This is a genomic window from Acinetobacter sp. 40AMC3-4 (assembly GCF_049898185.1).
GTDB lineage: Bacteria > Pseudomonadota > Gammaproteobacteria > Pseudomonadales > Moraxellaceae > Acinetobacter.
Genome location: NZ_JAFCXG010000005.1, coordinates 19734 through 32138, shown reverse-complemented (window position 1 = coordinate 32138; position 12405 = coordinate 19734). Strand labels below are relative to the sequence as shown.

Annotated in this window: 11 protein-coding genes; 6 read left to right on the top strand and 5 right to left on the bottom strand. The window is 45.3% G+C overall.

What is annotated here, in order from left to right; all coding sequences use genetic code 11:
* Positions 1-116 precede the first annotated feature (116 nt).
* The 3 genes from ACP7BU_RS07665 to ACP7BU_RS07655 are packed head-to-tail and all read left to right on the top strand — an operon-like array spanning position 117 to position 6096.
* Positions 117-1370 (top strand): exonuclease SbcCD subunit D, encoded by a 1254-nt coding sequence (locus ACP7BU_RS07665; RefSeq protein WP_425879582.1) that lies wholly within the window; start codon positions 117-119, stop codon positions 1368-1370.
* An 8-nt stretch (positions 1371-1378) separates the two neighbouring features.
* Positions 1379-4984, top strand: coding sequence for an AAA family ATPase (locus ACP7BU_RS07660; RefSeq protein WP_425879580.1), 3606 nt, complete (start codon positions 1379-1381; stop codon positions 4982-4984).
* Between the two features lie 2 nt (positions 4985-4986).
* Positions 4987-6096, top strand: a complete 1110-nt coding sequence (locus tag ACP7BU_RS07655) for an acyltransferase family protein (RefSeq protein WP_425879578.1) — start codon at positions 4987-4989, stop codon at positions 6094-6096.
* Between the two features lie 31 nt (positions 6097-6127).
* On the opposite strand, the gene ACP7BU_RS07650 is transcribed toward ACP7BU_RS07655, so the two are convergent.
* Positions 6128-6817 carry a YggS family pyridoxal phosphate-dependent enzyme gene (locus ACP7BU_RS07650; protein WP_425879777.1) on the bottom strand — a complete coding sequence of 230 codons (690 nt, stop codon included), beginning with the start codon at positions 6815-6817 and terminating at the stop codon, positions 6128-6130.
* 123 nt (positions 6818-6940) lie between these two features.
* Between ACP7BU_RS07650 and ACP7BU_RS07645 the strand changes: the two genes are divergently transcribed.
* Positions 6941-7978, top strand: coding sequence for a type IV pilus twitching motility protein PilT (locus ACP7BU_RS07645; RefSeq protein ID WP_425879576.1), 1038 nt, complete (start codon positions 6941-6943; stop codon positions 7976-7978).
* 30 nt (positions 7979-8008) lie between these two features.
* Positions 8009-9130 carry a PilT/PilU family type 4a pilus ATPase gene (locus ACP7BU_RS07640; RefSeq protein WP_004279277.1) on the top strand — a complete coding sequence of 374 codons (1122 nt, stop codon included), beginning with the start codon at positions 8009-8011 and terminating at the stop codon, positions 9128-9130.
* A 69-nt stretch (positions 9131-9199) separates the two neighbouring features.
* Here ACP7BU_RS07640 and fur read toward each other — a convergent pair whose 3' ends face one another.
* The gene (gene fur, locus ACP7BU_RS07635; RefSeq protein WP_004279276.1) at positions 9200-9637 is read right to left on the bottom strand and encodes a ferric iron uptake transcriptional regulator; all 438 of its coding nucleotides are present in this window, start codon (positions 9635-9637) and stop codon (positions 9200-9202) included.
* Between the two features lie 112 nt (positions 9638-9749).
* On the opposite strand from fur, the gene ACP7BU_RS07630 reads away from it, so the two are divergent.
* On the top strand, positions 9750-10148 hold the full coding sequence (locus ACP7BU_RS07630) for an outer membrane protein assembly factor BamE (protein WP_004279275.1): 399 nt from the start codon (positions 9750-9752) through the stop codon (positions 10146-10148).
* A gap of 100 nt (positions 10149-10248) precedes the next feature.
* On the opposite strand, the gene ACP7BU_RS07625 is transcribed toward ACP7BU_RS07630, so the two are convergent.
* From ACP7BU_RS07625 to ACP7BU_RS07615, 3 genes are all read right to left on the bottom strand, one after another.
* On the bottom strand, positions 10249-10581 hold the full coding sequence (locus ACP7BU_RS07625; protein ID WP_005107703.1) for an RnfH family protein: 333 nt from the start codon (positions 10579-10581) through the stop codon (positions 10249-10251).
* The gene (locus ACP7BU_RS07620) at positions 10581-11660 is read right to left on the bottom strand and encodes a hypothetical protein (protein WP_180087559.1); all 1080 of its coding nucleotides are present in this window, start codon (positions 11658-11660) and stop codon (positions 10581-10583) included. Before ACP7BU_RS07620 ends, ACP7BU_RS07625 begins: the two co-directional genes overlap by 1 nt.
* Before the next feature lie 143 nt (positions 11661-11803).
* Positions 11804-12259, bottom strand: a complete 456-nt coding sequence (locus ACP7BU_RS07615) for a bacteriohemerythrin (RefSeq protein ID WP_005247102.1) — start codon at positions 12257-12259, stop codon at positions 11804-11806.
* Positions 12260-12405 lie beyond the last annotated feature (146 nt).

Below are 12405 nucleotides of genomic sequence, written 5' to 3'. Positions count from 1 at the left end.
TCAAAATAAATTCAGCTTAAGCATCACCAACAATTCGCTGAAATATCGTTTTACAAGTAGATTTTTACCTGTGCTTTTTCCTATAGTAGCAAGGCAGATATCTTGGGGTTCACTACATGGCAGTTCATTTTCTTCACACTTCCGATTGGCATCTGGGACAATTTTTCCATAACCATGACCGTGAATTTGAACATGCGCAGTTTTTGACTTGGCTACTTGAGCAAATCAAAGTAAAGCAACCGCATGCCCTGCTGATTGCCGGCGATATTTTTGATGTGATCAATCCTGCGTCCAGTGCGCAAAGACAGCTATACCAGTTTCTGGCCGATGCCCACGATCTGGCGCCACATATGCAGACCCTGATGATTGCAGGCAATCATGATTCCGGTTACCGGATTGAGCAGGTTGAACCCTTGCTGGCCAAATTCAATGCCAAAGCAGTGGGAATAGTAGGCCGCACGGCAGAAAATACCTTGAACCTAGATCGTCTGCTTATTCCTATTTATGATCAGGATAAAAATATCATCGCCTGGTGTCTGACCCTGCCCTATTTACGCAGTGCCGAAATTACCGGACTGAATGAACATACCAGCAATAACCAGAACGCGATCAGTTATCTGCATCAACAACTGATTGCCGAAGCCAAAGCCCGCAAACAGCCACATCAGGCACTGATTTTAATGTCACATGCGCACATGCAAGGTGGTGAGACCTCGGACTCCGAGCGTCCGATTATTGTCGGCAATGAAGAAGCCCTGTCGACGGCGCTGTTTGATGACGTGATTGATTATGTCGCGCTAGGGCATTTGCATAAACCACAAAAAGTCGGTCAGCCGCATATTCGCTATAGTGGTTCCCCAATCCCTTTGTCATTTAGTGAAATCCATTACCAGCATCAGGTGGTTGAAGTCCGGATTGATCCCGAACAAAACCCGGAAAACCGCTTTCAGTACGATGCCTTAAGCATTCCGCGTACTGTCGAGCTGTTCCGCATTCGTGAAAAGCTGGAAAATTTAATCACTACAATTCAGGCCTTGCCTGCCGGAGAAATCGGGCAGCTTTCTGCACGGCATTTTCTGGAAGTGGAATACACCACTGATGCGCCGCCTCCGGTAGACCTGCGTCAGCAAATAGAACAGGCCCTACCTGCTAACCGTTACCGACTGCTGCGCATCAGCCGGATTTACCAGCAACAGGTCGACCTTAGTTCAAGCCAGTCTAAAATTGATCTGGCACCCCCTACCCCGGAATCGCTATTTTTCAATATCTGGAAAAAAATGGGCTATAAGCAGGATCATTCGGTACAACGGGATTTTCAGGAATTACTGAATGAAGCCCAACACGAACTTGCACAAAAACAACAAGCCTAGGATCGGCCATGAAAATTTTACGTCTAAGTCTTAATAATCTGGCCTCCCTCACCGGCACCCATCATATTGATTTTGAATCGAGTCCTTTGGCTCATGCCGGCCTGATTGCCATCACCGGCAAGACTGGTGCCGGGAAATCTACCCTGCTCGATGCCATGTGCCTGGCGCTGTATAATGAAATCCCCCGCCTAAAAGGTGCCACAGGCAGCCTGAAAGATACTGGCGGTCAGGATGTGTCCATCAAGGATTCCAAGAATATTCTGCGCCGTGGCTGCGTGCATGGTTTTGCCGAACTGGAATTTATTGCACTCGACAGCAAACGCTATATGGCACGCTGGGAAATTAAACGGGCACGCCAGAAAGTCGATGGCAATCTAAAAGTAGACCGCTACGTCAAATGTCTGGATGATGATACGACACTGACGCAAAAAATATCGGAAGTCACACCCTTGATTGAAAAACTGGTGGGCTTAAGTTTTGAGCAGTTTACCCGCGCAGTTTTGCTCGCACAGTCGGAAGTCGGTGCCTTTCTTAAAGCTAAAGATAATGAACGCGCAGACTTGCTGGAATATCTCACCAATTCACAGATTTTCAGTCTGGTTAGTCAGAAAGCCGCAGAGAAATTCAGCGAAGTCAAAAACCAGCGCAACGATCTGGAAAAGTTGATCGGGCATATTGAAATTCTGTCTGAAGAAGACATCAGCACTTTACAGCAGCAGCAGAGCTCTTTGTCTTTGCAACTTCAGAATTTGCAGCAATCAGAAAAACTGCTAGAAAATGAGAAACAATGGCATCTGGACCGACATAAACTCTATGCAGAAGTCCATGCCAAAAAAGAAGTCTACGAAGTACAGCAAGATGCAGTAAATAAATCTGCAGGACAGCAACAGCTACTGGAGCAGCTGGATGAATTCCAGTCGATTCGGGATCAGTTTGTGAGTCGTACCCGTCTAGCCCCTCAAAAAGAGCAGATTCAGCACCAGCACACCCAATTTACGCTGGAATTTCAAACGCTCAAACAGAGCTTTGTAGCAGAAGAAGCCAAACTTACAGCCTTACAACAACAGCAGCACCAGTTTCAGCAACACTTGGCAAACCTGAAACCGCATCTGGAGGCAGGTTTAAGGCTGGATCATGCAATTGATACGGTATCAGAGCGGTACAAAAAACTGCATGCAGAGCAAAGCCAGTTTCAAACCCTTCGTCTACAGCCTTTAGAAGAACAACTGCGACAGCAACAACAGACTTTGAATCAGCTACAAGCTCGGCAAGAAAAGGTTGCACAACAATTGGCTGAATCTGGCTTTTTAAATGTGTTCGATCTGGAGCCGCAAAGTACCTTGCAACGCATACAAGACTTTATGCGTCAGTATCAGCAACTGCAGCAACAGAATCCGGACAGCCTGAAGCAGCCTTTACCTGAACTGGAAAAAACCGTTACAGTACTTTCAGGAAATCTGAACAAGTGGATACAACAGCATCATAGTCTGGAACAGCTAGAAGAGCATCTCAAAACCATTCAGGAAATGCGTCAGCAACGCCAAGCGGAACAGCGTCAGCTCGACCTGCTGCAACAGCAGGTACAACAAATCGTTCAACAATCACAAGAATTTGAACAACTGCAATCTGCTGTAAATAGCCAACAGCAGCAACTAAAAATGCAGCAAGAGGCCGAACAGGCACTACATCAGCAGATTCAGGCTGAACAACAGGCCTATGAACACCTGGAACAAATACTTGCCCAGCAACGTTTATTGCATGCGCAAAGTGTGCAGGATCTTCGTGGCCAGTTAAAACCGGATGAGCCATGCATGGTCTGTGGAAGCCCAGCCCATCCTTTTGTCGATGCCGTCCATGAACATCTGGAACAGAGCCTGAACCAGCTACAGGAGCAACAGTTACGGCAGGCAAAACAGCAGCTCGATCAGCAACTGCAATCTCAGCAGCAGCAACGCATTGAAATGTCTAAAGCACAAACAGTAATTGAGCAACAGCAACAGCGTTGCCAGATCCTGCAAAACCAGATTCAACAATCCTCTGCTGACTGTAAATCTCAACTACTTAAACTGGAAGTGGTTACCGAGCAGCACAATGATCTTCCTACATTCATCCAGTTACTGGCGAATCACACTCAAAGTTTGGTCCAGCAGCTAGAACTATCACAACAGCAGGAACAACAGCTCCAGCAACAATTACAACAATGGCGTCAACAACAACAGCAATTGCACCAATTACAACTGGCTCTACAGCAACGTCAGCAACTCGACCAGCTGATACACCCAGTTTTAAGCATACTGCCCGAGCAGTACCAGTCGCAGCCACCTATGCTCTGCTTACCTCAGTTGCAACGACAAGTAGAGCACCGCATGCAGCACTTGGCAGTACAAAAGCAGCTGGAATCTGACCTGCATCAACAGCAGCAGATATTGGAAAAGAGCCAGTATCAACTACAATTGGAACAGCAAAATTTTGCTCAATTGAGCCAGTCTGTAGAGCAGTTGATTCAGCAAGGCAAAGACCTGCGTCAACAACTGGCTGAACTGACCCAAGAACATGCAGGACAAGTCTACCGTGTCGCTGCAGAATGGCGCAATGCACTAGAGCTACAAGCCAAGACCTTAGAGCAGACTTTAGAACAAAAGCGTCAATGCACGGCGCAGGCCGAAAAACAGTGGCATCAAACCCACTTAAAACTGCAAGAATTTATCAGCCAACTTCAGCAGATCGATCAGCAATTGGCTCAATATCAGCAAGATATTCAGGCATGGCAAGCAGCACATCCTCAAGTGACGGCAGCTCAAATTGAACAATGGCTCAGTATTGATCTGAGCAACCATCAACGCATTCGTCAGAATCTGGCCAACCAGAAACAGGCACTCGAAAATGCCAGAACAGCCTGGCAATTACTTGAAGAACAATATCAGGCCCATTTAAAACTACAGCCAGAACATGAATTTGAGGAAATTGAACAAAAACTTGGCATGCTGCATCAGGAAAAAATAATGCAGCAGGAAGTGCTCAATGAAACTGATGCCAAACTGCGTATGAATGCCAATAATCAAAACACCTATGCCAAATATCAGCAGCAAATTGAGCAGATCAAAGCCGAAGAATACCGTTGGGGTCGTATTTACGACCTGATCGGACATAAGGAAGGTACCAAATTCCAGAAAATTGCCCAGGAACATCATCTGGATATTCTGGTGGAATATGCAAATCAGCAGTTGCAACCGTTGGCACCCCGCTATCAGTTACACCGTATTCCGGATAGCCTGAGTCTGGCGATTATTGATCTGGACATGAATAGTGAAGTCCGCCCTGTGCTGTCCCTATCGGGGGGTGAAACCTTCCTGGTTTCATTGGCTTTGGCTTTGGCGATTGCCAATATGGCCTCCGGCTCCATGAAACTGGAATCACTGTTTATTGATGAAGGTTTTGGTACGCTAGATCCTGCTTCGTTACATATGGTGATGAATGCACTGGATCATTTACAAAGTCAGGGTCGTAAAGTTGTATTAATCTCGCATGTGCAGGAAATGCATGAACGGATTCCGGTACAAATTCAGGTCAAGCCTGTCGGTGCAGGCGCCAGTACCATTCAGATTATAGGTTAACGATGATTCACCCTGCCCCGAACAAGCTCTCGCCCTATTTCAGCCTACAGCTTGAGAGCCTGCGGGGCATCAGTGCCATTGTGGTGCTGTTCAGTCATTGCTTTCAGGCATTTATTGCGCCTTTCGATACCAGCATTTATTCATGGATACGTCTGCTTGGGCAGGCTGCAGTCATGATTTTCTTTGCCTTAAGTGGCTATCTGATCGGCTATTCGATCCAGCACAACATTCATCAGCATGGTCAGTTCAATCTGCACCGTTATGCTCGACAGCGTTGCAGCAGAATTTTACCACCCTTTCTGTTTGCCATGGGGTTGACCCTGGTTCTCTATCTACTCGCTCCACTATTATTTGCCAGCCATACTCATGCTTTTCAACACAGTTTTGGCATGATGATCCGGACTGACTATAATGTAGACATGATGGAATTTTTTGGTTCGCTGCTATTTTTGAATGGCTTTGTAACACCAACGGTTTTAGCCAATGCTGCACTCTGGAGCCTGAGCTATGAAGTGTGGTTTTATGTGCTGGCCGGATTCCTACCTTTTTTAAAAAATTCGGAAATCGCCAAAATCGGATTTTTTATGGTTCTGGCTATACTGTCAGTACTGAACATCCAGTTTTTTATTTATTTTCTGGTCTGGCTCACTGCCTTTGCCTGTTCATTTCGATATATCCAGCTACGTTTTTTAAACCGCTTACAATCGGTCAAACTAGCCCTATTCGGCTTGGCATTTCTAATTGCCTGTTTTGATGCTTACCAGTTTCAGGTGATTGATGAGGCCCAGCAATACAGTGCTGCGAATTTTGTCCCTTTTAATTTCTGTCTGGGTCTGGCCTTTAGCTGCTGGCTGGTACAACTCCAGCATCAACGCAGTCACTATCATCCGGTCTGGGTTCAATCTGCAGACTTTTCCTATACCTTGTATGTCACCCATTTCCCCTTACTTTTATTTATTTTAGGCTGTATTCCGGCAACTTTGGACTATGGTCTGGGCGGAGCAATTTTAGCCTTGCTTGCGAGCATGTGCAGCTTAATAGTTTTTGCCTGGTTAATGGCTAAATGGCTCGAACCAGCCAGAAAAAAAGCGTTATCCAATACCCTGCGATAACGCTTTGCTGCAAAAAACTGACATTAGTAGTTTATACATCTTTTTTAGGCCGTGCGCCAAACAAGGCCGTACCAACACGAACCATGGTAGAACCCGCAGCAATCGCGTCGGTCATATCCGCAGACATGCCCATACTTAAAGTATCCCAATCTTCAGGATGTGCATGCTGAACTTTGACTGCATCAAATAAAACTTTGGCATCAGCAAAGGCTTGAGGATTATTCGGTGCTGGAATCACCATCAAACCACGTAAACGCACATTTGGCAGTTGGCTAATCTGTACGACTAAATCTGCAACCGCATCTGGTCGACAACCATCTTTGGTATCCTGACCATCAATATTCACCTGAATACAGATATTCAGTGCAGGCTGATCATCTCCACGCTGATTGGATAAGCGCTCGGCAATAATCAGTCGATCGACTCCATGCACCCAGGCAAAATTTTCTGCCAGAGCCTTGGTTTTGTTGCGCTGCACATGACCAATAAAATGCCATTCAATGTCCAGCTCTTTCAGGGCCGTGATTTTTTCCAGCGCTTCCTGCAAATAGTTTTCACCAAAAGCATGTTGCCCGGCCTGATACATATCAGCCAGCACGCTACTTGGCTGGGTCTTGGAAACGGCAAGCAGTTGCACCGCATCTGCTTCGCGGCCCGCCTGAATACAGGCAGTTTCAATTTGCATTAAGACCTGATTTCGTGACTGTTGCAACATATTCATTGATGGGGTTCTCATTTCATTCATCTTTTTTTCCCTTGCCCATGAACTAAGTGTTGGTTAAGCTGTGGGAAAGCCTTATTATTCTATCAAAATAATTAACATTTTAATGAACTCGGGGACCTTATGGATATCACAGAATTGTTGGCATTTTCTGCTAAAAATGGTGCGTCGGATTTACACTTGTCTGCGGGCTTACCGCCAATGATTCGTGTCGATGGGGAAGTTCGTCGCATCAACCTGCCAGCATTAGAACACAAAGAAGTGCATAAACTCGTTTATGACATCATGAACGACAAACAGCGCCGTGATTTTGAAGAAAATCTGGAAACTGACTTTTCTTTTGAAGTGCCTGGCGTGGCGCGTTTTCGTGTCAACGCATTTAACCAGAACCGCGGTGCCGGTGCGGTATTCCGTACCATTCCCTCTAAAGTCCTGACCCTTGAAGATCTGGGCATGGGACAGATTTTTAAAGATATCTGTGAATATCCACGTGGTCTGGTACTGGTCACAGGTCCAACCGGTTCGGGTAAATCAACCACCTTGGCGGCGATGCTGGATTATATTAATGACAACCGCTATGACCACATTCTGACCGTTGAAGACCCAATCGAATTTGTGCATCAGTCCAAGAAATGTCTGATTAACCAGCGTGAAGTGCATCGTGATACGCATGGCTTTAATGAAGCATTGCGTTCGGCACTGCGTGAAGACCCGGATATTATTCTGGTCGGTGAGATGCGTGACCTTGAAACCATTCGTCTGGCATTAACTGCCGCAGAAACCGGTCACTTAGTATTTGGTACGCTGCATACCACCTCAGCGGCCAAAACCATTGACCGTGTGATCGACGTATTCCCTGCCGAAGAAAAAGACATGGTACGCGCCATGTTATCTGAATCCCTACAAGCCGTAGTTTCACAGGCTCTACTGAAGAAAAATGGCGGTGGGCGTGTCGCAGCGCATGAAATAATGATCGGTATTCCGGCGATCCGTAACCTGATCCGTGAAAACAAAGTCGCACAAATGTACTCAGCAATTCAGACCGGTGCCAACTATGGCATGACCACGCTGGATCAGACACTAAAAACGCTAGTGTCCAAAGGTTTGATCAGCCCGCAAGTTGCATGTACTGCAGCCAAACAGCCAGAAGCATTTTTATAAAAAAATTGAATTGTATTGGGGTTTATATACATGGATTTTAACGGCTTACTCGATTATATGGTGGAGAAAAAAGCATCGGATCTGTTCATTACTGCCGATGTCGAACCGTCCATCAAGATTAATGGGCAGATTTTACCGATTGGTTCGGTAAAATTACCCGGTGCGGCAGTAGGACAACTGCTCCATTCCATCATGACCGAAAAGCAGCGTAAAGAATTTGCTGACAGTCGTGAATGTAACTTTGCCATCAGCACGCCGGATAAAAGTGCCCGCTTCCGTGTCAGTGCCTTTCAGCAACGAGATCAACCGGGGATGGTGCTGCGTCGGATTGAAACTGTTATTCCCACGATGGATGAACTCAAGTTACCGCCGATTCTAAAAGAACTGGCGATGACCAAACGTGGCATCATTATTTTTGTCGGGGCAACGGGTACCGGTAAATCAACCTCGCTGGCGTCTTTGGTCGGTTATCGTAATGAAAATTCCAAAGGTCATATCATTACCATTGAAGATCCGATCGAATTTATTCACCAGCATAAGGGCTGTATTATCACCCAGCGTGAAGTCGGCATCGATACTGATTCATTTGAAATTGCCCTGAAAAATACCCTGCGTCAGGCACCAGACGTGATTCTGATCGGTGAGATCCGTTCACGTGAAACCATGGATTATGCGATTGCCTTTGCCGAAACCGGTCATCTGGTCTTTGCTACCCTGCACGCCAACAACGCCAACCAAGCGATTGACCGGATTATCCATTTCTTCGAAGCAGACCGACATAATCAGCTGTTCATGGACTTGTCCCTGAACATGAAAGCCATTGTGGCACAGCAACTGATTCCAACCATCGATGGTAATGGTCGCCGTGCAGCGATTGAGATTCTGATTAACTCACCACTGATTGCCGACTTGATTCGTAAAGGTGATGTGCATGAGATCAAGGATCTGATGAAGCGTTCCCGTGAACTGGGCATGCAGACCTTCGATCAGGCGCTCTATGATCTGTATAAAGCCAAACAGATCAGCTATAAAGATGCGCTGAAACATGCGGATTCACCAAATGACTTGCGTCTGCAAATCAAGCTCTCAGAAGAAGGTGGCAGCCACTTATTACGTGCGCATTCCAATATTACTTTTGATGGTCAGTCCTGATCATCTTGAAGGCATAAAAAAACAGGCTTCGCATGAAGCCTGTTTTTTTTGTTTGAACCAACGCTCAAATTATTTTTTACGGAACACTTCCTGACAGGCAGGCGCATCGCAATAACCATACAGATTCAGTGAGTGACCGGTTAATTCAAAACCAAATTTTTCAGCAACGTCATGCTGCTCTTTTTCAATCGTGTCATTAATAAATTCAACAACTTTGCTGCAATTTAAACATACTAGGTGATCGTGGTGATCTTCCTGCATAATTTCAAAAACTGAATGATTATTTTCAAAATTATGACGTTCGATGATGCCCGCTGCTTCAAACTGCGTTAACACACGATACACAGTTGCTAAACCTACATCTTCGCCCTGATCGAGTAAAGTCTTGTAAATATCTTCCGCACTTAAATGATGTTGTTTTGAATTTTCTAGTAATTCTAATATTTTAATTCGTGGAAGGGTAACTTTCAGCCCAGCTTTTCGTAAATCTTGGTTTGAAATAGTCATGTAAAAAGGTCTCTCAACAAAATCAAAGTTGGAATATGCAACAAAGTTTAGATGCAGTATGATCTATCCTTGGATCAAATGCATCATAATTAATTTGGGATAGTTTAGCAAAATGCAAAAAATCATGTTGACGTTATTCGTCACTTCATTGCTCGTCGGCTGTTCGACATTAGGTGTTTATAAAGTAGATATTCCACAAGGAACCCCTTTAACCCAAGCACAAGCCGCTAAAATTCAGGTGGGAATGAGCCATCAACAGGTGCGTTTCTTACTGGGCAGTCCAACAGTAAGCGATCCACTGAATCCTTTACGTTGGGACTACATCTATAACTATACCCCAGGAACCTACGCTAAAAAAGCCAAGATCCCGGCAGCCCAAGGCCAGCATTTGAAAATCTACTTTAACCAGTCTGGTATCGTAGAACGTGTTGAAGGTCTGGAGACGATTCCAGAATCTCAACCCGGCTTACCAGGATCAAAAGAAGCAATTTTAAATGCTCCTCCACTATAGTCGGTTTCTCATGAAAAAGCCCCTGAATCATCAGGGGCTTTTTTGATTAAGCTGATTGATTGAGCAGATCATTGAGGCTACTGCTCATTCAAGCCGCTTTCTATTCGGAAGACGGTTTCAGCTTTCTTAAAAGATTGCCTCTGGCATAACGACCCACAGGATTTTTCTCGGCGCGTTTACGTCGGATATCTTTAGGATTGATGGTCAGTGCTCGGTAAATTTCTACCCGATCCCCTGCTGCCAGTGGCTGCTGATGATCTTGCAAACGCACGCCAAAAATGCCCAAAGATAAGGGTTCAGGCAATTCGACCTGCTCACGTATTCCACTTTGCTCAATCGCATCCAGTGCCGTCATGCCGGGCTGAAATGGCACGGCTAGATGAAATTGTTTTTCTGGCGTCGCATACGCTACCCAGATCATCGCCTCACTCATCAGACGAATTGTCCCAAGACAGCAATGATTGCCAGAATAATCCCGACAGGTAACACCACGCGTACTGCAATACGCCAAATGTTATAAAATGCTTCAGAGCTGAAATTCATTGATTTACGCAAATGACTGATCTTCATGATCCAGCCGGCAAATAATGCATAGATCAAACAAATCAATAAGCCCCAGACTAACAACACCACATTGAAAATTGGACTTAGATTTGGAATAGCCCAGATCAGCGTGACCGCCGCCACAATTGCCCATTGAATTGCAGGATGAAGCTGGCGTTGCTGTAATTGTTCACGTGCCATTTGCAGCATTAATGCGGCAGCTGCCACCATTGCTGCGACCAGAGTAAATGCAGGAATTTGTGCTTGTATGGCAAAGAAAGCAAATGCAATGACAGCAACTAGCTGCGCAATCCAGATCGGCAATACCGTCTTGCTGGCGACATCCTGTTGTTGTACAGCGCTCAGGCTAGATTGCCAGTACAAGCCCATGCCCAGACCACTTGCGACCAAAGCCAATACGGTGGCATTGCCCCATTCCGAGAACTCGACTGGTGTGACTTGCCATGCAGGTAGCGCAGTTCCCATCACATTGGCCAGAACCAGAGACGCCAGCACACCAATCGCTGTAACCACTAATAAAATTTGACGTGGCAGCAGTGACAAGGCCAGCGCAGCAATTGCCAATCCGATCAACAGAAGATTCGGTGTAAGATCAAGTGCAGCAACCGCCAGAACATTACTGGCATTGTTCAGCATGGCACCTGCCAAAAACGGAATAAAGATCACACTTAACCAGCCGACAATACGCCATTTCTGTGACGCATCAGCTTCACGGGTCAGCGTCGACAGCGCCTGTAATGGCGTTGTTTTAGAGCGCTTGGCCAAAGCAATTTCCAAGTAGCAGACTGGAAGCGCCAGAATCAGCATGGTGGCCAACCAGAGCATCCAGAAATCCAGCTGACGATCAATCTGTATACCGGTTATCGGTGCGAGCGTCGCGATGATAATAAACGATAAACAGAAAGCCATCAGCGGCGATAACCATTTTGACATAGCATTGTCCTGCATGATGCATTCCTATAAAAATCTAGCGCTATTTTGCCTTGTGAAGCGGTGAAAATCAAAAACAAAAAGCAAACCACCATGACAGTGATTTGCTGCGCAAAAATTATAATTAGATTTTAATTTTTGTTATCTCGTTACGTCTTTTATTATGAAAAGAAACGAGCGAACCAGTTTTTACCTGTTTTCTTTTCTTTTTCCTTGATGATCCCCATCATATTTTCTTTCACGGCACCGACATAATCGGCGTCATCATGCTGAATATGGTTAATCAGCCATTTCGATAATACTTCGTGCAGCTCTGATTCAATGGACTGTCCCAGTTCAAAACGGTCACGATAAGACTCGATTTTTTTAATAAACAGGTCATGCACACGTTTATGCGGCACCCGATATTTATAGCCGGCTTCTTCCTGAAGAGATTCCTCAAAGGTGAAATGCGACTGGGTATAATCAATAATATTGTCGAGAATCTGTTTAATACGGGCACGCTCGGTATTGGCATCAATTCCATCAATTTCGTTGATATAATCGAGAATTCGTTTGTGCTGATCGTCAATCACATCGATACCAGTATTATAATCTGGAACCCATTTCATTTTCATTACGACCACCTATAAATATTAAGGACTTATAACGTGAAAATGAGCATATAGCGTATTGATTCAAATAAAAATGAAGCAAATTAGTCGGCTTTCCGCCTAAATACGGCTTTTTCATTTTAAGTTTCTGTTATATATAATTAAAAATA